Below are 23172 nucleotides of genomic sequence, written 5' to 3'. Positions count from 1 at the left end.
AGTCATGTCGGAATATGACCGACCGTCCACTGCGTCCTCGCTGTGTTGTCGCCTGCAAGCACCACAGCCGAAGCTGCGACCTCACAGGTCTTTTTTCAAAGGAACCTCATCCACCGAAGTGGACGGGGTATCAACTTTTTGGCGTTGATTTTTGGCACGCTGTTGAGTTCTCAAGGAACGGACGCTTCCTTTGTACTCACCCTCTCGGGCTTTCCTCCGGGCTTTCGTTCTGTTTTGTTCTTGCGTTTCAGACTCTATCAGAGTCCGTCTCGCTTGTTTCCCGCCTTCCAGGTCATCCGCGTTTCTGCGGTTTCCCTTTCCGGCGAGTCCGACTCTATCAGTCCTTTTCCGTCTCTCTGACCACTCACCGTTTTGCCGAATAGGCATGCGGAAAGGAGTAGAGATCAAGATCAGTACTGGAGAGGAGGAGTCCCGTCCATCAGCCGTTCGCGAAATGTTCACGCGGGGCTTCCTGGCGGGAGTCACGACAGTACAGGTCGGGCAGGGCCCAAGCAAATCGATTCAGGCGTATGGTCTAGTCCACCGGTCTAGTCCACTAGTCTCCGTGCCGAAGGACCAGTCCAGTTCGGGACCAACATCGGGCGAACCCGAACATCTTGTGACTTATCCTTCTGGAGAGTACGCCGTTCGCGACAGGTAGTGACGGCGACACGACGAAGCCCCACCCCTGGGAGGCCCCCATGACCAGCGTGACGTCCCCACTTGCCGGGACCGCCATCGGACTCGCGGCAGTGCCCGATCCGGTGTTCTCCGGCGCGATGGTGGGACCTGGTACCGCCATCGATCCCGTGCGCGAGCCTTCGGCGGCTGTGTCCCCCGTGGACGGTGTAGTGGTCTCCCTGCACCCGCACGCGTACGTGGTCGTCGACAGTGAAGGCCACGGTGTGCTCACGCACCTGGGCATCGACACCGTTCAGCTCAACGGCGAGGGCTTCGAGCTGCTCGTCAACAAGGGCGACAACGTGACCCGCGGCCAGGAGGTCATTCGCTGGAACCCCGCGGCCGTCGAGGCTGCCGGCAAGTCCCCCATCTGCCCCGTCGTGGCGCTGGAAGCGACTGCCGACTCCCTCACGGACGTCGTCGAGGCCGGAGACATGAAGGCCGGAGACGTTCTCTTCGGCTGGCAGTGACGTATCCGCCTGCTCGGGCGAACTGCACATCCAACGCGGCGGGTGGACCCGCCGCTCAATCGGAGACGGGTGAAATGGAGACAACGCTGCGAGGCGTCGGCGTGAGCCACGGTGTGGCGATCGGCGAGGTTCGGCACATGGGCACGGCGGTTCTCGAACCGCCGGCGAAGCAGATCACCGCGGACGAGGCGGAGCGCGAGCAGGGGCGCGCCCGTCAGGCCGTGGAAGCCGTGTCGGCCGACCTGATCGCCCGGGGCCAGCTGGCCGGTGGCGAGGCCCAGCACGTGCTCGAGGCCCAGGCGATGATCGCCACGGACCCCGAGCTCATGGCGGACGTCGACCGGCGCATCGCCGTCGGCAGCACCGCCGAGCGCGGTGTGTACGACGCGTTCGCCGCCTACCGCGACCTGCTCGCCGGTGCGGGCGAGTACATGGCCGGCCGCGTGGCCGACCTGGACGACGTGCGCAACCGCATCGTCGCGCGCCTGCTCGGCGTTCCGATGCCGGGTGTGCCCGACAGCGACGAGCCGTACGTGCTGATCGCGCGGGACCTGGCTCCCGCCGACACCGCTCTGCTCGACCCGGCGCTGGTCCTCGGTTTCGTGACCGAGGAAGGCGGCCCGACCAGCCACAGCGCGATCCTCGCGCGGGCGCTGGGTGTGCCGGCCATCGTGGCGCTGCCGGGTGCCGGTGAGATCGCCGAGGGCACGGTCATCGCCGTGGACGGCAGCACCGGCGACCTGTTCGTGGAGCCGAGCGCCGAGAAGCGGGCCGAGCTGGAGGCCGCGGCGGCCGAGCGCAAGGCCGCTCTCTCCGCTTCTTCCGGTCCGGGTGCGACCTCCGACGGTCACAAGGTTCCGCTGCTCGCCAACATCGGCGGTCCCGCGGACGTGCCGGCGGCCGTCGATGCCGGGGCCGAGGGTGTGGGCCTGTTCCGCACCGAGTTCCTCTTCCTGGACGACAGCAAGAAGGCGCCGACCGAGGAGAAGCAGGTCGAGTCGTACCGCAAGGTCCTCGAAGCCTTCCCCGAGGGTCGTGTCGTCGTACGCGTCCTGGATGCCGGCGCCGACAAGCCGCTGGACTTCCTGACCCCGGCCGACGAGCCGAACCCGGCTCTGGGTGTCCGTGGTCTGCGTTCGCTGCTGGACCACCCGGACGTGCTGCGTACGCAGCTGACCGCGCTGGCCAAGGCCTCCGAGGGGCTGCCGGTCTACCTCGAGGTCATGGCCCCGATGGTGGCCGACCGCACCGACGCCAAGGCGTTCGCGGACGCGTGCCGCGAGGCCGGTCTGAAGGCGAAGTTCGGTGCGATGGTGGAGATCCCCTCCGCCGCGCTGCGGGCGCGCTCGATCCTCCAGGAGGTCGAGTTCCTCTCGCTGGGCACCAACGACCTGGCCCAGTACGCCTTCGCCGCCGACCGTCAGGTCGGTGCCGTATCGCGGCTGCAGGACCCGTGGCAGCCCGCGCTGCTCGACCTGATCGCCATGTCGGCCGAAGCCGCCAAGGCCGAGGGCAAGAGCTGCGGCGTCTGTGGCGAGGCGGCCTCCGACCCGCTGCTGGCCTGTGTGCTGACGGGTCTGGGTGTCACCTCCCTTTCGATGGGTGCCGCTTCGATTCCCTACGTGCGGGCGACGCTGGCCAAGTACACCCTCGCCCAGTGCGAGCGTGCGGCTGCCGCCGCGCGTGCCTCGGACACCGCCGAGGAGGCCCGGGTGGCTGCCCAGGCAGTGCTGTCCGGCGAGTAGCAAGAGGAAGTACCGCGCCGGTTGGCGCGGAGTGACGTTCGAGGGGCCTTCGCCGGTGGCGGGGGCCCCTCGGCCGTTGCCGGGCGGCCGGAGTGCGTCCGGATCAGTGGTGCGGGCCCGGTTCGTCCACCTCGTAGCCGGGGCAGTACTCGACGCCGGGCTCGGGGCCCACGGGCTCCCCGGTGTCGGCGTCGGTGCAGTAGGCGTTGAAGACCGCCGCCGCCGAGAGGGGTACGAGGCGGCCGCGGTCCAGGCGCCAGCCGTGGACGCGGTCCCGGTCCCCCTCGGTGGTGGTGCGCAGGACCAGTCCCCCGGGTCCGCCGAGGGCCAGGCCCGCGGCGAGGACGGTCACGAAGTCGAGGCCGTCGCGACCGCCGACCCGGGGCCGGCCGGCGGGGCCGGTGTCGGTGTCGGCGTGCAGGACCGCCACGAGCTGTTCCGCCGGGGCCGGGACGCTGCACACCAGGTGGTGGTGGCCCGGACCGGCCCGGTCCACGAGGCGCCGGAGCGCCTCGGCGGCGCGCTCGAAGGAGGCGGTCCCGATGTCCTCCCCGCAGTCGGCGCAGCGGCCCACCTCGGCCAGGAGCGAGCTCGCGTACTCCCAGGTGGCCTGCCGGACGGCCGAATCCACGAGGAGCGGGACCAGCTCGTCGATGGGCTGGCCGGCATAGGGGATGCCGCCGGTGGCGCCGCCCAGTTCGGCGGTGAAGCGGGTGCGGGAGCCGGGGGTGTCCGGGTCCAGTCCGTGGTCCGCGCAGAAGTCGGCGTATTCCACGGGGTCGAACAGGGCGACCGTGGTGTGGATGCCCTGGGCCGCGAGGGAGCGGAGCAGCCGGTCCACGTGGTCCAGGTAGTCGCGGTGGTCGTCGAAGGCGAAGCTTCGGTACCCCCGCATGGCCGCGAAGTCCCCGGGGTCGGCCAGGAGGCCGACCGTGCTGGGGACTTCGCGGCGCAGGGTGCGGTACCTGCCGGTGCGGGCGGGGCGCGGTGTGGTGGTGCCGGTTCCGGTGTCGTTCGAGCGGCGCATGGTTCCCCCTGAGTGGCGCGATCACTTGCTCACTCAGAGTAATCACGGCCACTGACAGTGGCCGCCGCCGTCAGCCGCGGGTGCGGGCGAGGGCCTCGTAGAAGTGCAGGAGGTCGAGGTTGTCGACCGAGCCGGGGTTGACCGCCTTGGCCATGGGGGCGCCCTGGAGGAGGCGCTTGACCGGGACCTCGATGCGCTTGCCGGTGAGGGTGTGGGGGATGCCGGGGACCTCGATAATCTCGTCGGGGACGTGGCGCGGGGAGAGTTCCTCCCGGATCGTGGCCTTGATCCGGGAACGGAGGGCGTCGTCGAGGACGGCGCCTGGCACGAGGTGGACGAACAGCGGCATCCAGTACCCGCCGTTCGGCTCCTCCAGGCCGATGACCAGGGATTCCTTGATCTCGGGCAGGCGCTCCACGGCCTCGTAGATGTCGGCGGAGCCCATCCGGACGCCCTGCCGGTTCAGGGTGGAGTCGGAGCGGCCGTGGATGACGACGGAGCCGTGGTCGGTGATCGTGATCCAGTCCCCGTGACGCCAGGTGCCGGGGAACATCTCGAAGTAGCTGTCGCGGTAGCGGCTGCCGTCCGGGTCGTTCCAGAAGCGGATCGGCATGGACGGCATGGGGTTGGTGACGACGAGCTCCCCGACCTCCCCGACGACGGGCTTGCCGGAGGGGTCCCAGGCCTGGAGGTCCGTGCCCAGGCAGGCGGCCTGGAGCTCGCCGATGTGGACGGGGAGGGTGGGGACGGCGCCGGCGAAGCAGCTGCAGACGTCGGTGCCGCCGCTGACTGAGGCGATCCAGAGGTCCTCGGCCACCTCGTCGTGGAGCCAGCGGAAGCCGTCGGGCGGCAGCGGGGATCCGGTGGTGGCCACGCACTTGACCGCGGAGAGGTCGAAGTCGCGGGAGGGGTGGACCTCCGCCTTGCGGCAGGCCATCACGTAGGCGGCGGAGGTCCCGTAGAGCGTGGCACCGGTCCGCTCCGCGATGCGCCACTGGGCACCGGTGTCGGGGAAGCCCGGGCTGCCGTCGTAGAGCACGACGGTGGTTCCGGTGAGCAGGCCGGAGACGAGGAAGTTCCACATCATCCAGCCGGTGGAGGTGTACCAGAAGAAGCGGTCCTCGGGGCCCAGGTCACAGTGGAGGCCGAGCTGCTTGAGGTGTTCGAGGAGGATGCCGCCCTGCGACTGGACGATGGCCTTGGGCAGGCCGGTGGTGCCCGAGGAGTAGAGGACCCAGAGCGGGTGGTCGAAGGGGACCGGTTCGAAGACCGGCTCGGTGTCGGCTGCGGTGAGCGCCGACCATGCGAGGGCGCCCTCGGGGGCCGGCGTACCGAGGAGCGGGATGTGGACGACGGCGCGCAGCGAGGGGAGCTCGGCGCGCAGTTCGGCGACGGTGTCGCGGCGGTCGTGTTCCTTGCCGCCGTAGCGGTAGCCGTCGACGGTGAAGAGGACCACCGGCTCCACCTGCTGGAAGCGGTCCAGGACGCTACGCGCGCCGAAATCGGGGGCGCAGGAGGTCCAGACGGCGCCTACGGCGGCGGTGGCGAGGAGTGCGGTGACGGCCTCGGGGATGTTGGGGAGGTAGCCGCTGACCCGGTCGCCGGGGCGCACGCCGAGGGCGCGCAGTTCGGCGGCGAGCGAGCCGACCTGGCGGCGGAGCTCGGCCCAGGTGACGGGGGTGGGCTCGTGGGTCTCGTCCACGTGGAGCAGCGCGGCGTCGGCGGCGCGGGCCGGGTCCTCGGCGGCGCGCAGGGCGTGCTCGGCGTAGTTGAGGGTGGCGCCCTTGAACCAGACGGCGCCCGGCATGGAGCGGTCCGCGAGGACGGACTCGTACGGGGTGGTGAACCGTACGTCGAACCACTCGGCGACGGCCTGCCAGAAGGTGTCCAGCGCGTCGACGGACCAGCTGTGCAGGGCCGGGTAGCCGCCGTCCGCGGGGGCGCCGTGGTGTTCGGCGGCCCAGGACTGGAAGGCGGTGATCCGGGCCGCGGCGATCCGGTCGGGGCCCGGGGACCAGAGGGGCTCGGAGGAGGTGGCTGCTGCGGTCATGCGTCGGCTCCCGGTCACGTCTGCGGTTCGCGCTTCGTGGGCGTGTCGTGGTCTGGCGTGTGGTCTGACATGTGCGGTGACATGTGCAGTGACAGTGGTGTTCGTACGGTGCCATCGCGCGCGGGGTGTGCGCACGGGGGCTCACAGGGACGATGCCATGTGATCGACATCCGCACCAGAGCCGTCATCGGCGGTCGGCCGTGATCCTTTTGCGGGTGAACGGCAGTTGAACGGCGCCTTCTGGGCCGGGTCCCGGTGGCAGGGTGGGCGCCATGGACGGTCGTGGGCTGGTGCGTGCGGTGAAGGACCTCGGCGGCGAGCGGGGGCGACGCGCGTGGCGCTCCGCGTGGCGCAACCGGCGCGTGGATGCGGCGGGGCTCGCGCCCCGGGGTGCGGAGCGGGCGCGGGTGCCGGGTCTGCTGACCGGTACCGAGGCCCGGCCGGGCGGCGGAGTGCTCCGGTTCACCCGTTCGGAGCTGCTGATCCGGGTCACCGTGGGCGGGGCGGTGTTCTGGGGCTGGGACGGTGCCGTGCCGGCGCCCTCGTACGCGGTGGTGGGCAGCGGTCCGGAGCCGGATCCGCGCGCCGAGCTGGAGCCGGACACCGACGGCGGCTGGCGGGTGGTGTCCGAGCGCGTGACGGTGGCGGTGTCCCGGCACGGGGCGGTGGAGGTGCGCACCCCCGGCGGGACGGTGCTGCGGCGGGATCTGCCGCCGCGGTGGTGGGACCCGGTACCGGGGGGCTCCGCCGGGTCCGAGGGTGGTGCGATGGGCTCCGCAACCGGCGGTGGCGGGGCGGGCGGCAGCGGCGACGGGGTTGGCGGTGGCGGGGGAACCGGCAGCGAAGCCGGTGCCGGCGGAGACGGGGGGACGGACAGTGGCGTAGGGGTGGGCGCGCGGGGTGGGCGGTGGCTGTTGCGGAGCGAGGTGGCGGCGGACGCGCGGGTGTTCGGGCTGGGCGGGCGGGCGGTGGGGCCGCGGCTCAGGGACGGGAGCTACCGGCTGTGGAACACCGATCCCGAGGGCGGGTTCGGGTCCGGGCCCGGCGACGACGCCCTGTACATCACGATGCCGGTGCAGCTGGTGGTCGCGGACGCGGGTACGCACCTGGTGTTCCACGACAACTCCTGGGACGGGCGGGTGGTGTTGCGGGAGGGCGAGGAGGGCGCAGGCTCGGGGGCGGACCGGCCCGGCTCCTGTGAACTGCGCATGGAAGGCGGCCCCTTGCGGTGCTGGGTGCTGGTGGGGCCGCCCGGGCGCGTGTTGCAGGGCTGGTCCGGACTGACGGGCGGGGCCGCCGTGCCTCCGGACTGGGCGCTCGGATACCAGCACTCCCGCTGGGGGTTCGGGAGCGCCGCCGAGGTCCGCCGGGTCGTGGCGGGGTACGCCGAGCGGGGGCTGCCGTTGTCGGCCCTCCATCTGGACATCGACCACTACGACGGCCATCGGGCCTTCACCGTGGACCGCGAACGGTTCCCCGATCTGCCGGGGCTGGCAAAGGAGTTGGCGGACGGCGGCGTCCGGCTGGTCTCCATCGTCGACCCGGCGGTGAAGGCCGGCGATCCGGTGCACACCGCGGGGCTCGCGGTCGGCGCGCACGGGGCCTTCGTACGGGACGGGGCGGGCCGGGAGGTCAGGGGCGAGGTGTGGCCGGGCGAGTGCGCGTACCCGGACTTCACGGATCCGGCGGTGCGGCGGTGGTGGGGCGGACTGTACGAGGAGCGGCTCGCGCAGGGCTTCGCGGGGGTCTGGCACGACATGAACGAGCCGGTCTCCTTCGCCCCCTTCGGGGAGCGGACGCTCCCCCGGTCGGCCCGGCACGCGCTGGAGGGGGCCGGCGGGGACCACCGCGAGGCGCACAACGTGTACGCCCTCGCGATGGCGCGCGCCGGCTGGGAGGGACTCGTACGGCTGCGGCCGGCCGAGCGGCCGTTCCTCTTCTCCCGGTCGGGGTGGGCGGGGATGCAGCGGTACGGGGGCACGTGGTCGGGTGACGTGGCGAGCAGCTGGGACGGGCTGCGGGCCTCGCTGGCCCTGGTGCTGGGCCTCGGACTGTGCGGGGTGCCGTACTCGGGGCCGGACGTCGGCGGCTTCTGGGGTTCGCCCTCGCCCGAGTTGTACCTGCGGTGGCTGCAACTGGGCTCGTACCTGCCGCTGTTCCGTACCCACTCGGCGATCTTCGCCGGCCGTCGGGAGCCGTGGGAGTTCGGGGAGGAGACCACCCGGGCCGCGCGGGCCGTCCTGGCGGAACGGGAGCGGTTGCGGCCGTACTTCGTGACGCTGGCCCATTTGGCGCGGCGGACCGGGGCGCCGTACGTGCGGCCGTTGTGGTGGGGGGCGCCGGAGGACCGGGCGCTGCGGGACTGCGAGGACGCGTTCCTGCTCGGCGACGCCCTGCTGGTGGCTCCGGTGCTGGAGTGCGGGTCGGACCGGCGGGCGGTGCGGTTGCCGCGCGGGCGCTGGTACGACACGGCGACGGGCCGGGCGTACGAGGGGCCGGGCCAGATCCTGCTGGACGCCCCGGCGGACCGGATCCCGGTGTTGGCGCGGGCGGGCGCGCTGCTGCCGGTGCGGGCGGCCGACGGGTCGGTGGCCCTGGAGGCGTGGGCTCCGGCGCGGGGGCGCACGGGCGGCGGGGTGGTGATCCGGGACCCGGGGCCGGGCTTCGAGCCGGGCGAGGTGGAACGGTACGTGGTCCGGTGGTCCGGGGACGCGGTGGTCGTGGAGGACGAGGCCGGGGAACGGGTGGACGGGGTGGTGCTGCGGGGGCTTTGAGGGGGCGGGTGGGTGGGGTGGCCGGGGTCGTGGCCACCCCCCTTGCATGCCCTGTCTGGCTGCTATGCCTTGTCCGCGTACCGGCCCTCGAACCAGGCTCCGGCGGCCTGCGTGTGGAGCGGGAACGCCAGCTGCTCCGGGGCGCGCAGGATGTGCCAGCCGGTGGTTTCGTCCGTCGGGGCCGACGCCGGGAGGGAGGCGGCCGGGCGGACGGGCAGGAGGCCGAAGACCAGCAGGTGGCCCGCCGGGGAGCTGTGGGTGTCGGCGAGGGCGACCTCGGAGGCGGGGGCGTGGATGCCGGTCTCCTCGCGGAGTTCGCGGACGACCGACTCGCGCCAGTCCTCGCCGAAGTCCATGAACCCGCCGGGCAGGGCGGTGCCGCCGCGGGCGGGCTCGATGGTGCGGGTGATGACCACCAGGCCGGTACCGAGCTCGTCCTCGACGGGGAGCAGGGCGACGGCTACCGGGAGGGGATTGCGGTAGGCGACGGAGCCGCACGAGGGGCAGGTACGGGGCCAGTCGGCCGAGTCGAACAGGGCTCCGCAGGCGGAGCAGTGCGAGTCCTTCAGGTGCGCCGGCATGCGGCGATGGTATGCCAAGGGGCATGCGGATGGCTGTCGTTGCGGGATGGACGGGTGTGCTGGGGCTGCTGGCGGCGGTCACACCGGGCGCGGTGGCTGCGCCGGGAGCGGAGGCTGCGCCGGGAACGGTGATCCGGCCTGGAGCACACGTGCCCGGAACGGGGTCCGGGGCGATGGCTGCGGTGGGTCCGGCCGACAGGCCGGGCAGGGTGCGTACGCCGAAGGCGGTGGCTGTGCCGGGCACGCCCGTGGTGCCGGGCATGACGGGAGTCGCGGTCCCGGGCGGGGCCGTGGGCACGGCTCGGGCCGGCTCGGGCGTCGCGCCCGGCACGGCAGGCGCGGCGGGAGTCACGGCCCCGGACGGACTGGCGGACACGGGGCGAGGCGCCGGGAAGGGTCTCGGCCTCGCGCCCGGCACCGCAGGGGGATCAGGCGCGGTGGGTGCGGCTCGGGCGGGCTCGGGGGGTGTGCCCGGTGCAGCGGGAGCCGGGGTCCCGGGCGGAGCTGCGGGGGTGGGGTTCGTCGTTGTCGGGGAGGTGGATGCGAGTATCGGGCAGGACATGCGGTATGCCTCGGTGCGGAACTTCACCGGTGCGGTCGTGGACGGCTACGACGAGCCCGTCTGTCTGCTCGCCCGGCCCGCCGCCGAGGCGTTGCGGCGGGCGCAGCGGGAGGTGTTGCGGCGGGGGTACTCGCTGCTGGTGTACGACTGCTACCGGCCGCAGCGGGCCGTCGACCGGTTCGTGCGCTGGGCCCGGGACGGGGCGGACCAGCGGACCAAGGCGGAGTTCTATCCGGAGGTGGCCAAGGACCGGCTGATCCCGGAGGGGTACATCGCCGAGAAGTCCGGGCACAGCCGTGGCAGCACCGTCGACGTGACCTTGGCGGAGCCGGGCCGGGGGCCCCTGGACATGGGGACGCCCTTCGACTTCTTCGATCCGCTCGCGCACACCGACAGCCCGCGGGTGACGGGTCCGGCCCGGGAGAACCGGGACCTCCTCAGGCGGGTGCTCGGCCGACAGGGGTTCGTGAACCTGCCCCAGGAGTGGTGGCACTTCACCTACCGGCCGGAGGCGTTCCCGGACGCGTACTTCGATTTTCCCGTCTCTGTCGCCTCCGTGCACCGCTGAGTACCGTGCCCGCATGACATTCAGTTCGTACGAGGAGTTCTGGCCCTACTACGTCGCCATGCACTCCCGCGCCGCCACCCGCTGGATCCACCTCACCGGCACCCTCTCCGGCCTCGCCCTCACCGTCTACGGGCTGGCCCGCGGCCGGAAGCGGTACCTCGCCGCGCTCCCCCTGATCGGGTACGGGACGGCGTGGCCGGCGCACTTCCTGATCGAGCGGAACAACCCGGCCACCTTCGGCAATCCGGGGTGGTCGCTGCGCGGTGACGCGCAGATGATCCGGATGATGCTGGCCGGGCGGGACGCGGAGCTCGGCGAGATCGCGCGGAAGTGGCTCGCCGAGAACCCGTGCGGGGACTGCGCTCCCGGGGATGCGCTCCCGCTCGTTCCCTGACAGACTTCTGACGGTTCGTCAGATGTCGGTCTCGGGAGGGGTCTTGGAACGCACACGCACACCCGTGGTCAGCGGGTGGTTCACCGGGGATGCCGCGGACGGCGGGTTCCGGCTGCTCGGCACCCGCTGCTCCGCCTGCGCCGCCGTGTTCTTCCCGCGCGAGGACGCGTACTGCCGCAATCCGCGCTGCCCGGGCGGCGGCGAGCTCGCCGAGACCCCGCTCTCCCCGCGCGGCCGGGTCTGGTCCTACACCGACGGGCGGTACCGGCCGCCGGCCCCGTACGTGTCCGACCCGGACGCGCCCTGGACCCCGTACACCCTGGTCGCCGTGGAGCTGGAGGCCGAGGGGATGGTCGTGCTCGGGCAGGCTGCGCCCGGGGTGGGCGTCGGTGACCTGGCGGTCGGGATGGAGGTCGAGGTGGTCGGCGGCGTGCTGAACGAGGACGCCGACGGCACCGCCTGGACCACGTGGAACTTCCGCCCCGTGGGGGTGGCACGGTGAGCGCCGACATCGCCGTCCTCGGGGCCGGCATGCACCCGTGGGGCAAGTGGGGCCGCAGCTTCGTCGAGTACGGGCGGGCCGCCGCGCGGGCCGCGCTCGCCGACGCCGGGCTGGACTGGACCGACGTGCAGTCCATCGTGGGGGCCGACACCGTGCGCTCGGGCTATCCGGGCTACGTGGCCGGAGCCACCTTCGCGCAGGCACTCGGCTGGCAGGGCGCACGCGTGACCAGCGTGTACGCGGCCTGCGCGTCCGGCGCCCAGGCCATCGGTGCGGCCCGGGCGCAGATCCTGGCCGGGCTCGCCGACGTGGTGCTGGTGGTCGGGGCGGACGCCGCCCCGAAGGGGTTCTTCGCGCCCGCGGGCGGGGACCGTCCCGACGACCCCGACTGGTTGCGCTTCCGGGTCCTGGGGGCCACGAACCCGGCGTACTTCGCGCTGTACGCCCGGCGCCGGATGGCCCTGTACGGGGACACCGGTGAGGACTTCGCGCAGGTCAAGGTGAAGAACGCGGCGGCCGGGCTGCTGAATCCGAACGCCCGCTACCGCAAGGCCGTCACCGCCGAGGAGGTGGCCGCCTCGGCGATCGTCGCCGATCCGCTGCGGCTGCTCGACATCTGCGCCACCTCCGACGGGGGTGCGGCGCTCGTGCTGAGCAGCATGGACTTCGCGCGCTCGCGCGGGGTCGCGGACCCGGTGCGGATCCGGGCCGTGTCCACGGTGACGCCCACGTATCCCCGTACCGTCCTGGACCTGCCGGACATCGCCACCGACTCGGTGACGGCCGGGGTGGCGGGGGCCGGGTCCTTCCGGGCCTCCATCGCGCGGGCCGCGTACGAGGAGGCGGGGCTCGGGCCGGACGACCTCTCGCTCGCCGAGGTCTACGACCTGTCCACCGCACTGGAGTTGGAGTGGTACGAGGACATCGGCCTGTGCGGCGAGGGCGAGGGGGCCAAGCTCGTGCGGGAGGGCGCGACCGCGCTGGGCGGGCGGATCCCGGTCAACACCAGTGGTGGACTGGCGTCGTTCGGGGAGGCCGTGCCGGCGCAGGCCATCGCCCAGGTGTGCGAGCTGACCTGGCAGCTCCGGGGCACGGCCGGCGAGCGGCAGGTGGCGGGGGCGCGGGCCGGAATCACCGCGAACCAGGGCCTGTTCGGACACGGATCAGCGGTCGTGGCCGTGCGCTGAGCGGGGGCGGGGCCGCTGAACTGCGGCTGCTGTCCGAACGCTTGACGGCCTCCGGTGGCGGGTTCACACTCTCTCCACGGTCCCGCGCCGCGAGCGGGATCCCCTGATCCCCCCATGAGAGCTGCGGCCCGTACCCCAGTCGGCGGGGGTACGGGCCGCCTCCATGTCGCGGCCCTCTCCGGGGCGCTCCAGAGGACGCCAGGAGACGCCAGGAGCCCGGCTAGGACGTCGCCAGGCTCTGGCGGCGGGCCCTGGCCAGGGTCATCGCGTGTTCCACGACCCCCACCAGGACGTCCTTCACCGACTCCCGGTCCCGTGCGTCGCACAGCAGCACCGGTACCTCGGGAACGAGGTCCAGGGCTTCCCGTACGGTCACCACGGGGTACTGCTCCGCTCCGTCGAAGCAGTTCACGGCGACCACGAAGGGGATCTCGCGGCGCTCGAAGTAGTCGATGGCGGCGAAGCAGTCGGAGAGCCGCCGGGTGTCCGCGAGGACGACGGCGCCGAGCGAGCCCTGGGCCAGCTCGTCCCACAGGAACCAGAAGCGGTCCTGTCCGGGGGTGCCGAACAGGTACAGCACCAGGTCCTCGCGCAGGGTGATGCGCCCGAAGTCCATGGCCACCGTGGTGGTGCTCTTGCCCTCCACTCCCCCGGTGTCGTCGATCATGCGGCCCGGCTCGGAGAGGCGTTCCTCCGTCCGGAGCGGTCTGATCTCGCTCACCGCACCGACCAGGGTGGTCTTGCCCACCCCGAAACCGCCCGCGACCAGGATCTTCAGGGTCAGCGGCTCGACCGGCGTCACGGCATGCATGGCGCCGGTGCGGCTAGAGCGCCCGAAGGCCATCGATCACCTCACGCAGAATGGATTCGTCGGGCAGTTCGGCCGGGGGGACCGGCCGGGTCACGTGCACCAGTTCGTCGTCGACGAGATCGCCGATCAGGACGCGTACGACCCCGACCGCGAGGTCGAGTTCGGCCGCGAGTTCCGCGACGGACTGCGGGCGGAGCAGGCAGAGCCCGAGGATGTCTGCGTGCTCCGGGGACAGCGTCGTGTCCCAGACCGGGTCGTCGGCCGCGGACTCGGCGACGACCAGCGCGATCAGGTCGAGGCGGTGCTGCCCGGCGTGGCTGGTCCGGCCGCGGGTCATCGCGTACGGACGCACCACCGGACCCGCGTCGTCGTCGAACCACTGCTCGGCGGCGGCGTCGGCCGCGGTGCCGGGCGGGTGGGCGGGGTGGTCCTGGCCAGGATCGCTCATGCCGTCCGACTCACCCTCCGGCGGGCAGCCCGGTGCGCGGGGCGGTCGCCAGGTGGTCACCGACCCGCTTGACCATGAGGGTCATCTCGTACGCGACCTGGCCGACATCGGAGTCGGAGTCCGCGAGCACGGCCAGGCAGCTTCCGTCGCCGGCCGCCATGACGAACAGGAACGCCTCGTCCAGCTCGACCACGGTCTGGCGGACCCGGCCGGAGTCGAAGTGGCGGCCGACGCCCTTGGCCAGGCTGTGGAAGCCGGAGGCCACGGCGGCCAGGTGCTCGCTGTCCTCCCGGGTGAGGTCCTTGGAGCTGCCGGTGGGCAGGCCGTCGCCCGAGAGGACCACGGCCTTGCGGATGCTGGCGACCCGGTCCACGAGCTCGTCGAGGAGCCAGTTGAGGGGGCCGGAGCCACGGCCCCTGGTGTCGTTGCCGGACTGCGGTGCGGTCATCGACCGTCCCCTTCGTTCTCGCTACCGGGACCGGTGGCGGCAGGAGTGCCGGCCCCGGTCACGGGCTGGTGTGGTGCGTGCTGCTGCGCTTGGCGTGTCGGTCGGGCCTGCTGGGTGTGCGGGGCCTGCTGGGTATGCGGGGCCTGCTGCGCGTACGGGGCCTGCCCGGTCTGCTGCGCCTCTGCGGCGTGCCCCGCCGGTGCGGCCTGCTCCGCCCGCTGCCGCGCGTGGTGGTCGCGGCCCGCGGTCCAGCCGCGCTGGAGCGAGGACATGCGACGGCGCACCTCCTCGGCGTCGCGGTCGGCCATCGGCTCGGCGGCGGCCGGGGCAGGGGCCGGGCCGTCCTTGAGCTGGGGCGCGAGGCTGGCCTGGCGGATCCGCCGGGGCAGGGTCGCGCCGGCGGGCGCCGCCGCGGGGCGTGCCGGGCCGTTCGGGGCCCGCACCTCCTGCGCGGGGTCGGGGACCGCCGACACGGAGCGGGGCTCGACGCGGCGGCCGTGCTCGGCCACCAGGGTCGGGGCGGGGCGGCGGCGCGGGAGCGGGACGGCGCCGGGCGAGCGGGCGCCGTCGGGGCGGACGGACTCCGCGCGCGCCGGCTCCAGGCGGACCGGGCCGGTGGGCGGCAGGGGCTCCCGCTCGCGGTCGCGGTGGTCGCGGTCCCGGTGGTCGCGGTCGCGGCGGTCACGGCTGCGGTCGCGGAAGCCCTCGCCGAGCCGGGCACCGCCGCCCCGCTCGGCGGGAGCTTCGGCGGACCGGTCGCCCTTCCAGAGGCCCGTACGGTCGCCGGAGCCGTCCGCGGCCCGCTCGCCCATGCGGTCCGCGCCGCGGTCGCCCTTGCGGGGACCTCCGCGGTCGGCGTGCCGGTCCGCGTGCGAGCGGGTGGCCTGGCGCAGGCCGAGCAGGGAGTTGCGCGAGATGCCGTTCGGCGGGGTCTCGTCGTCGAGGGTGGCCATGGCGGGCCTGCCCGTGGCCCCGGAGACCCCTGGGACCCCGGTGAGCCCGATGGTTCCGACGGAGCCCGCGCGGCCGGTGGCGGTGTCCTCCGGGGCCGGGACGGGCTCGTCCAGCCCCAGCATGCCGATCGGGGCCTCCAGCTCGACGGGGCCGCGCAGTTCGACGCCGGCCGGGAGCCGGCGGTCGGTGCCGTTGCCCTCGGCGACGGACTTCGGACGGGCGGAGCCGACCGCGCCTCCGGACACCCTGCCGCCGGCCAGCCGGATGCCGGTGCCGTTGGTCTCGGGAGCTTCCGTCAGCAGGGCCACCGGGAGGAAGACCACCGCGGTGGTGCCTCCGTAGGGGCTGATCTGGAGCCTGACCTTGACCTCGTGACGGTGCGCGAGCCGGCTGACGACGAACAGGCCGAGCCGGTCGGTGTCGGAGAGCTCGAAGTCGGAGGTGTCACTGAGTCGGAGGTTCGCGTCGAAGAGCGCCTCGGGGGTCATGCCGAGGCCGCGGTCGTGGATCTCCAGGGTGAAGCCGTTGGCCACGCGCTCGCCGAGCACCTGGACCGCCGTGTGCGGCGGGGAGAACACGGTGGCGTTCTCCAGGAGTTCGGCGATGAGGTGGGTGACGTCGGCCACGGCCGGGCCGGCGATGCCCAGGCGCGGCAGGCGGCGCACCTCGACGCGCTCGTAGTCCTCCACCTCGGCGACGGCGGCCCGTACGACGTCCATCAGCTGGATGGGCTTGCGCCACTGGCGGGAGGGCGCGGCGCCGGAGAGGATCACCAGGCCCTCGGCGTGGCGGCGCATGCGGGTGGTCATGTGGTCGAGGCGGAAGAGGTCGGCGAGCTCCTCGGTGTCCTCGGTGCGCCGCTCCATGGTGTCGAGCAGGGTGAGCTGGCGGTGCAGCAGCACCTGGTTGCGGCGGGCCAGGTTGACGAACACCTCGGACACGCCGCGCCGGAGCTCCGCCTGCTTGACGGCGGCCTCGATGGCCGCGCGCTGGAGGGAGTTGAGGGCCTGGCCGACCTGGCCGACCTCGTCCTTCTCGTACTCCAGACGCGGGGCCTCGGTCTCCACGTCCACGTGCTCGCCCGCGGCGAGGCGGCGCATCACGCCGGGGAGGCGGATGCCGGAGACCTCGTGGGCCTCCTTGCGGAGCCGGGACAGGTCGCGGATCAGGTCCCGGCCGACGCGCACGGACAGGACGAGGGAGACGACGAGGGCGATGAAGCCGAGCACCCCGGCGAGGGCGGCCTGGACCAGGACGTCCATGGCGACGGGCTCGACGCGCTTCTGGTAGCGGTCGCCGGCGGCGGTGCCCATGACGGCGAGGTCCTGGAGCACCTTGGAGGTGGCCTCGTCCCACTGGGCGGCGGTCACGTTGCGCGGGCTGTGGGTGGCGCCCTGGACGAGGAACCGTTCCTCCGCCTCGCGCAGGGCGCGGCTCTCCGGGCTGGTCCAGTACTGCTCGAACTGCTCCCGGTCGGCGGCGGGGAGGATCGCCAGGTTGAACTCGTAGAGCAGCTTGCGGTTGGCCACGAAGTCGGAGACGTGCCGGACGTCCGCCTGGCTGACGTTGCGGGCGGCGAGGGCTCCGGCGACGAGGGCGTCCTCGCGGGAGAGCGTTTCGCGGGCGCGGGTGATGCCGACGAGGGCGCGGCCCTGCTTGTCCATCTCCACGTCCTCGAGGGCGTGGAGGTTCATGAGGAAGTCGTAGCAGGGGTCCACGAGCCGGCTGTAGAGCTCCAGCGCCTGGTTGGTGTCGACGGAGCCCCCGTCCACCGCGCTGCGCAGGGCTCCGATGCTGCGGAAGGCTTCGAGGACGGAGTTCAGCTGCCGGGCGTTGGACGGGTCGAGTTCGTCGACGACGTCGGGGTCCCTGGCGTCGGCGGAGATCCTCTCCACCGCCTCGTCGGTGGCCGCGCGGCTCTTGGCCAGCTCCGTGGTGGCGTTGGAGGCGCGCGGGTCGCCGATGACCACGAGGGTCTGGCGGCGCTCCTTCTGGATGACGCGGACGACGTCCTCCACCGGGTAGCCGACCTTGTCGATGACGTAGGCGACACCGAGCAGTTGGACGGCCTGGCGGCCGGTGATCACCGTTGCGAAGCCCCAGAGGGCGGTCAGGGAGACGAGCGGCACAAGGAGCAACGCCACGATCTTCCGGCGGATGGACTTCCCGCGAAAGCGCATGGCCTCCCCAGCCTCCCCCAGCTCAACCCCGTTACCGGTGGTTGCTGTTCCGTCATTTAAACGGCGTGAGCCTACTACTGCCACAGCGAACCTTCGAAGGCCTGTCCGGACGTTTTCGGCCTGACCCCCGGGCGAAGATCACGAGTTGTCCGGAAGATCCGGTGAAGTGCAGCCCGATATGTGGCAGATGACACTTGGTGGGGCCTCGGTCCCCGACGCAGAATGGATGGCTGGAATTCTTCGTTCCGCGATACTTCCGGGCGTCCCGCACGTCCGGGATCCGGGAATCTCTCGGCCTCTTCGTGCGTCTACCTGTTCGGGGCGGGCATGAGCGGCCGCGAGGAGGGCAGGGAGCGACCATGGCGAAGACGTACGAGGACGGCGGCAAGGGCGCCGACGGCACGGACCGCGCGGGGGCCGGGGCGCGGCGGGGGCGGGTCCTGTGGGTGGACCAGCCGACGGGACGACGGCGCATGCCGGATCCGGTGCGGACGTCCGCCGTGCGGGCGGTGCTGATCGTCGCCGTGACGCTGACGGACGCCACGGTCGCCTTCTTCCTGACGGTCACCGGCTCCTGGCTGGCCCTTCCGCTGTCGCTGTGCGCGATAGCGGGGGTGGTCGTCGCCACGTGGGGCGTGCTCGACGTACTGATCACCCGGCAGGCGTGGAACCAGCGCCACGGGGTGCTCTCGGAGCCCAGCAGCACGGCGCGGGACCGGCGGCGCGAGCGCCGCCGGGCGCGCCGGGAAGCCCGCTCGGCGCCCCCGCTGCCGCCCCGCACCCCCGTGCGCGGCGAGGCGACCGGCATCTGGCCGCCGCCGACGGGTACCCGGCGGGGCTGAAGCGCCCTCCCAGGCACCGGGAGCGGATGCCCGGCACCCGGGCCCGCCGGACGGAGTCCGGCGCAGCGCCGCGAAGCCGGGGAGGCCCACCAGGGCCGAGCAGCGCAAGCGGCGCGTCAGGGAGGACGGCGGCGCCTCAGGAAGGAGACGGGCTCCGGCGGTACATGCGGGTCGCCGTGATCTCGCCGTGGATGGTCTCCCCCTCCGCGAACTGCTGGGGCAGGCCCGGGCGCAGGTGTTCCTCGACGCTGATGTACTTGAGTCCCGCGCGCAGGTCGGCGTCGTTGCGGAGCCGGATGACCAGCGGGAACTCGGCGAGGGCCGTGGTGTCGAACAGGCCCGTGGTGTACAGCAGCTGGACGCCGAGGGCGTCCGAGACGGCCCGCTGGAGTTCCAGCAGGTACGTGGCGTTCGCGCGCCCGATCGGGTTGTCGAGGAAGAGCGTGCCCGCGTGCCGGTGCTTGTCGCGGCCCCGGTCGTTGCTGCGCAGCGCCGCCATCGTGCAGTACAGCGCGATCGCCGCGGTGAGCAGCTGGCCGCCGGAGAACACGTCGCCCATCTGGCCCACCGGGACCCGCTCGGCGCGGAGCACCGCGTCGGGCTTGAGGATCTCCACCGCGATGCCCTTGGGCTCCAGCGCCGCCTGGACCCCGTGCAGCAGCAGCGACATGCCGTCGCGGCGGCCCTCGCCGAAGGAGGCGGTGCTGTTCTTCTTCACTGCGGCGCGGGTCGCCTCGTCGATGACCTCGCCGAGCCGCTCGGTGAGGGTGGCCTGGTCGGGCTCCTCGAAGCGGATGCGCAGGAACTCCTGGCCCGACCACTCCCCCAGGCCCTCGGGGAGCTGGGAGAGCCGCTGGGCGGAGCGCAGGGTGGCCAGGGCGGACTCCACGAGGCCGCGCAGCCGGTCCACGATGCTGTCCCGGTTGCGCTCCAGCTGCGCCAGCTCGTCGGTGAGGACGCGCAGCCGGGGGGCGAAGGCCACGGCCCAGGCCGCCGCGTGCTCGGGCAGGGCGGAGGCGGGCAGTTCGCGGATCTGCTGGCGCGCGGGGGTGCGCACCTGCTCGTAGCGGTTGGCGTTGGCGTGCCGGACCAGGATGTCGCTCGCCTCGCGGACGGCGGCCTCGGCGGCCGACAGGTCGGTGGCGCAGCCCCGTAGCGAACGGCGGGCCTCGGTGGCCGACTGGCGGGCCTCCTCCAGGCTGCCGGGGTGGGCCACCGGCTCCTGCTCGTCCTCCGGGTGGGTGTGGTCGCGCAGGAGGTCGCGGAGCATGGCCGCGGTCTCGTCGAAGCCGCCCGCGCCTTCCTCGGCGGTGCGGTGGGCGCGCAGCAGGTCGGCGTGGGCCGCGCGGGCGGACTCCACGGCTGCGGTGTGCGCGGCGAGTTGGGCGGTGGCGGTACGGAGCCTGGCCTGGGCCTCCTCGACGTTGTCGGGGATCAGCTCCTCGGGCAGCTCGGTGTGTGCCTCGCCCTCGGCGGGGGCGTGCCGTTCGGCCTCGCCGCGCAGCCGGCCGAGCTGCTCGCTGGCGGTGGAGGCGCGGGTCTCCAGCATCTGCACGAGGGCCTCGGCGCGGGCGGCGGCGGCCTGCCGGGAGGGGCCGTCGGCTCCGTCGGTGCCTTCGAGGAGCTGGGCGGCGCGGGTACGGACCTTGTTGGTGAGGCGGTCGAGTTCGGCGAGGGCCACGCTCTCGTCGCTCTCGGCGCGGGCCTGTTCGGAGCGCAGGTCGGCGCCGACGCCGACCTTCTCGTAGAGCTGGGAGGCGGCGCGGTAGGCCTCGCGGAGGGCGGGGAGCGGCGCCTTGGGCGTGGCGCCGTTCCCTGCGGGCGCCTCGGGCAGCGGATCGGGGGCTCCGGCGATCTCGGCGCGCTCGGCGCGCAGGGCGCGGGCGGTGCGGCGGGCGTCGTCGGCGGCGCGCTGGGCGGCGCGGCGGTCCTCGTCGGCGGCCCGGGCCCGGTCTAGGCAGGCCTCGGCGCGGGCCTCGGACTCGGCGGCTTCGTCGGCGAGTTCGCGCAGCCTGGTCTGCCAGCCGGCGCGTTCGCGGAGCCGGTAGGCGAGGCCCGCGAGGGCGTCGGCGACCCGGCGGGCGCGCTGGGCGGCGTCCTGGCGCTCGTCACGGACGCGGGCGGCGTCGGCGGCGGCCTCGTCGGCCTCGGCGCGTACGGTACGGGCCTCCGCGAGCTCCGCGTCCGTCTCCTCGGCGAAGCCGCGGGCGGCGGCGGCCTGCTCCGCGAGCTCGGCGAGGCGGCCGGGCGGGCAGCCGGTGCGCCAGGACAGCAGCCGGGCGGCGAGCTCGCGGTCCCCGGACAGGCGGGCGGCGAGCTCGCGGATCTCGGTGTCGCGGGCGGTGGCCCGGGCGCGCAGCGCCTGGCGCTCCTCGTCGGCGGCGTGCTCGTCGTGCATGGCGGGGTTCGGCGGCACGATGAAGATGCCGGAGCTGCCGGAGCCCTCGGTGTCCCCGGCCGGGGGGACCGGCGCCAGCAGGGCCGCGGCGGTGCCGACGGCGACGGTGGAGCGGGGCAGCAGGGCGGCGCCGGAGAGGACCTCGCGGGCCCGGGCGTGGGTGTCGGGGTCGGTGATGACCACGCCGTCGACGAGTTCGGGGCGGGCACCGAGGACCGCGGCGTGGTCGGCCGGGTCCACGGACTGGGCGAGGTAGCGCCAGCCGGGGAGGGCCGGGATGCCGTGCTCGCCGAGGAACTCCACGGTCGCGAGCACGTCGGGGCCGGGCGGCAGCAGGCCGCCGTCGCCGAGGGCGCCGAGGATGCGGGAGTCGTCGGCGGCGGCGGTGCGCAGGTCGAAGAGCTGGCGTTCGGCGGAGGCGACTCCGTCGGTGAGCAGGGTGCGCAGGTCGTCGGCGTTCCGGTCGAGGTCCGCGACGGTGAGCCAGCCGGCGGGGCCGCCGTCCGGGGCTTCCCCGCGGCCGGTGCCGGGGGCGGGGTCGGCAGCGGTGGCGGCACCGGTGCCGGATCCGGCGGGTGTCCTGCCGCCGCCTGAGCCGGGGTGCGGGGCCGCCGATCCGGACGGGGCCGACGGGGCGCCCAGCAGGGCCGCCAGGCGCGGGGCTGCGGCGAGGGCTTCGGCCGCCCGGTACTCCGCGTCGTGGGCGGCCTCGGCCGCGTCGGCGGCGTCCGCCGCACGGGCGGCGGTGAGTTCCGCGCGGGATTCCGCCGCGGCGGCCTCGCGGGCCGCCTCGGCGGCCGCGCGGGAGGCTTCGCGGGACTCGTCCCAGGCGGCGACGGCCGTCTTCTCCGCGTCGGCGGCGGCCAGCGCGGCCCGCGCCGGGTCGGCGTCGGGGGCGGAGTCGTCGAGCCAGCCGGCCCGGACGGCCTCGGCGGTCTCCTGCTGGACCTCGGCGAGGCGGGCGCGCAGGTGCTCGGCCTCGCTGCGGGCCCGCTGGTTGGCCGTCGCGGCGGCGGTGGCGGCGCGGTGGGAGGACTCTCCGGTCTGCTGGAGGACGGCGGACCGCTCCTCCTCCTCGTTGGCGGCCCGTTCGCCCTGCTCGGCGGCGGCGTGCAGGGCCCGTACGAGCTCGGTGGCGGCGGTGGCCCGGGCGGCGAGCGCCGGGGCGGCGTCCCGTTCGGCCTCCAGGATCGCGGAGGCGACCCGGGCGGAGCGGTCGGCGGCGGAGCGGTGGCGCAGGACGTGCTCGGCGGCCTGCCAGGCGGAGTGCAGGGTGCGGGCTTCGAGGAGTTCGCGGCGCTGCGCGGCGGCGGCCTTGTCGGCGACGGTCAGGGCCAGCGAGGCGTGCCGGTAGGCGAGTTCGGCCGAGACGGCGGCGCTGCGGGCGCGCGCGGACTCGGCGGCGGTGACCTGGTGGGCGGCGCCGGTGACGCGCTGGGCCAGGTCGGCCGCGCGGCCGCGCTCCTCACCGGCGCGGGCGGACAGCCGCCGGGCGAGGGTGCGCGTACGGCGCTCGGCACCCGCGTGGACGTCGCGCAGCCGGGAACGGGCCGCGGCCGCCTCGACGATCTTGGTCAGGAGCTCCACCGAGCCCGCGGTGAAGTCGCGTTCGGCCATCAGCTCGGCCCGGCGGCCGAGCTTGTTGCCGAAGCCGTGGACGAGGTCGGCGAGGCCGTCGGTGTCCCGGGTGTCGGTGACGGCGCGCAGCAGCAGGTCGGTGAAGTCGGAGTCCTTCTTGACCGCGAAGAGGCCGGCGGCCTCGCCCTCGTCGGCGTTCATCTCGCGCTGGTAGCGGAAGAGTTCGGGGTCGAGGCCGAGCTCGGTGAGGTGCTCGTTCCAGCGGTCGTGGATCTCCTCGAAGTACACCTCGAGGTGCGGGTACGCCTTGCCGGCCTCGGTCAGGGCGTCACGGAAGCCCTTCATGGTGCGGCGCCGGCCCTGGGCGCCGGAGGCGCCCTCCACGGGCGGACGGACCGAAGTGGCCTCGGCCACCGGGAGGTTGTCCAGGCTGAGGCCCGGGCCGGGGCGGAAGGAGTACCAGGCCTCGGCGAACTTGCGCGGGTCGTTGGAGACTTGCCGGCCGCGCCATTCGCTGACCTTGCCGACGACCACGCACTCGCCGGTCTGGGTGTGCTGCCATTCCAGTGCCACGTGGCCGCAGTCGTCGGCCAGCAGGAACTTGCGCAGGACGCCGGAGCTGGCGCCGCCGAGGGTGTTGCGGTGGCCGGGCAGCATCACCGAGAAGATCAGCTTGAGCAGGACCGACTTGCCGCCGCCGTTCTCCAGGAAGAGCACGCCGGCGGGCGCGGGGCGGCGCGGCGGGCCGGTGGGCTCGTCCTCGAAGAACTCCGCCTGGGTGGGCGCCGGGTGGGGCACCGGCGCGCCGACTCCGCGCAGGTCGAGCACGGTGTCGGCGTAGCGCGCGCCGGCGGGCCCGATGGAGTAGAGGCGGATCCGGGACAGCTCGTACATGGCGGCGGACTCTCGTCGTTCTTCGTAGGTCGTACGTGGGCCGTACGGGTACGGGTGGCGGGTGGCGGCGGTAGCGGT

16 protein-coding genes are annotated in these 23172 nt (G+C 73.8%); 8 read left to right on the top strand and 8 right to left on the bottom strand.

The window, feature by feature from the left end; translation table 11 throughout:
- The first annotated feature begins 701 nt into the window (after positions 1-701).
- Both ACZ60J_RS26665 and ptsP read left to right on the top strand, forming a co-directional pair.
- On the top strand, positions 702-1151 hold the full coding sequence (locus ACZ60J_RS26665; protein WP_469685580.1) for a PTS sugar transporter subunit IIA: 450 nt from the start codon (positions 702-704) through the stop codon (positions 1149-1151).
- Between the two features lie 74 nt (positions 1152-1225).
- A complete protein-coding gene (gene ptsP / locus ACZ60J_RS26660) occupies positions 1226-2896 on the top strand; it encodes a phosphoenolpyruvate--protein phosphotransferase (RefSeq protein ID WP_469685578.1) in 1671 nt (556 codons plus the stop codon).
- Between the two features lie 103 nt (positions 2897-2999).
- Here the strand turns inward: ptsP and ACZ60J_RS26655 are convergent, their stop codons facing one another.
- Both ACZ60J_RS26655 and ACZ60J_RS26650 read right to left on the bottom strand, forming a co-directional pair.
- Positions 3000-3923, bottom strand: a complete 924-nt coding sequence (locus ACZ60J_RS26655) for a hypothetical protein (protein ID WP_469685576.1) — start codon at positions 3921-3923, stop codon at positions 3000-3002.
- Positions 3924-3993: 70 nt separating this feature from the next.
- On the bottom strand, positions 3994-5973 hold the full coding sequence (locus tag ACZ60J_RS26650) for an acetoacetate--CoA ligase (RefSeq protein ID WP_469685574.1): 1980 nt from the start codon (positions 5971-5973) through the stop codon (positions 3994-3996).
- Between the two features lie 272 nt (positions 5974-6245).
- On the opposite strand from ACZ60J_RS26650, the gene ACZ60J_RS26645 reads away from it, so the two are divergent.
- A complete protein-coding gene (locus ACZ60J_RS26645; protein WP_469685572.1) occupies positions 6246-8747 on the top strand; it encodes a glycoside hydrolase family 31 protein in 2502 nt (833 codons plus the stop codon).
- A gap of 62 nt (positions 8748-8809) precedes the next feature.
- On the opposite strand, the gene ACZ60J_RS26640 is transcribed toward ACZ60J_RS26645, so the two are convergent.
- Complete coding sequence (locus ACZ60J_RS26640) at positions 8810-9328, bottom strand: NUDIX domain-containing protein (RefSeq protein ID WP_469685570.1); 519 nt, start codon at positions 9326-9328, stop codon at positions 8810-8812.
- A 437-nt stretch (positions 9329-9765) separates the two neighbouring features.
- On the opposite strand from ACZ60J_RS26640, the gene ACZ60J_RS26635 reads away from it, so the two are divergent.
- From ACZ60J_RS26635 to ACZ60J_RS26620, 4 genes are read left to right on the top strand one after another with little or no spacing between them, the layout of a single operon-like run.
- Positions 9766-10458, top strand: coding sequence for a M15 family metallopeptidase (locus ACZ60J_RS26635; RefSeq protein WP_469685615.1), 693 nt, complete (start codon positions 9766-9768; stop codon positions 10456-10458).
- 13 nt (positions 10459-10471) lie between these two features.
- Complete coding sequence (locus ACZ60J_RS26630; RefSeq protein ID WP_469685569.1) at positions 10472-10852, top strand: Mpo1-like protein; 381 nt, start codon at positions 10472-10474, stop codon at positions 10850-10852.
- Positions 10853-10895: 43 nt separating this feature from the next.
- Positions 10896-11354, top strand: a complete 459-nt coding sequence (locus ACZ60J_RS26625; protein ID WP_469685567.1) for a Zn-ribbon domain-containing OB-fold protein — start codon at positions 10896-10898, stop codon at positions 11352-11354.
- Positions 11351-12541, top strand: a complete 1191-nt coding sequence (locus ACZ60J_RS26620) for a lipid-transfer protein (protein WP_469685566.1) — start codon at positions 11351-11353, stop codon at positions 12539-12541. The genes ACZ60J_RS26625 and ACZ60J_RS26620 overlap by 4 nt, the downstream gene beginning before the upstream one ends.
- 220 nt (positions 12542-12761) lie before the next feature.
- Here ACZ60J_RS26620 and ACZ60J_RS26615 read toward each other — a convergent pair whose 3' ends face one another.
- The 4 genes from ACZ60J_RS26615 to ACZ60J_RS26600 are packed head-to-tail and all read right to left on the bottom strand — an operon-like array spanning position 12762 to position 17382.
- Positions 12762-13385 (bottom strand): GTP-binding protein, encoded by a 624-nt coding sequence (locus tag ACZ60J_RS26615; RefSeq protein ID WP_469685564.1) that lies wholly within the window; start codon positions 13383-13385, stop codon positions 12762-12764.
- Positions 13366-13800: a DUF742 domain-containing protein gene (locus ACZ60J_RS26610; protein ID WP_469685562.1), complete on the bottom strand. Its 435-nt coding sequence runs from the start codon at positions 13798-13800 to the stop codon at positions 13366-13368. The genes ACZ60J_RS26615 and ACZ60J_RS26610 overlap by 20 nt, the downstream gene beginning before the upstream one ends.
- Positions 13801-13810: 10 nt before the next feature.
- The gene (locus tag ACZ60J_RS26605) at positions 13811-14248 is read right to left on the bottom strand and encodes a roadblock/LC7 domain-containing protein (RefSeq protein ID WP_250751327.1); all 438 of its coding nucleotides are present in this window, start codon (positions 14246-14248) and stop codon (positions 13811-13813) included.
- Positions 14245-17382 carry a sensor histidine kinase gene (locus tag ACZ60J_RS26600; RefSeq protein WP_469685560.1) on the bottom strand — a complete coding sequence of 1046 codons (3138 nt, stop codon included), beginning with the start codon at positions 17380-17382 and terminating at the stop codon, positions 14245-14247. Before ACZ60J_RS26600 ends, ACZ60J_RS26605 begins: the two co-directional genes overlap by 4 nt.
- Positions 17383-17741: 359 nt before the next feature.
- Between ACZ60J_RS26600 and ACZ60J_RS26595 the strand changes: the two genes are divergently transcribed.
- Positions 17742-18224 carry a hypothetical protein gene (locus tag ACZ60J_RS26595; protein WP_469685559.1) on the top strand — a complete coding sequence of 161 codons (483 nt, stop codon included), beginning with the start codon at positions 17742-17744 and terminating at the stop codon, positions 18222-18224.
- 136 nt (positions 18225-18360) lie between these two features.
- Here the strand turns inward: ACZ60J_RS26595 and ACZ60J_RS26590 are convergent, their stop codons facing one another.
- The gene (locus ACZ60J_RS26590; protein ID WP_469685557.1) at positions 18361-23094 is read right to left on the bottom strand and encodes a hypothetical protein; all 4734 of its coding nucleotides are present in this window, start codon (positions 23092-23094) and stop codon (positions 18361-18363) included.
- Positions 23095-23172: the final 78 nt, after the last annotated feature.

This window comes from Streptomyces sp. NPDC104226 (assembly GCF_055584085.1).
Note: the sequence above shows the minus strand (reverse complement) of the source record. Positions and strands in the feature narration are given on the sequence as shown.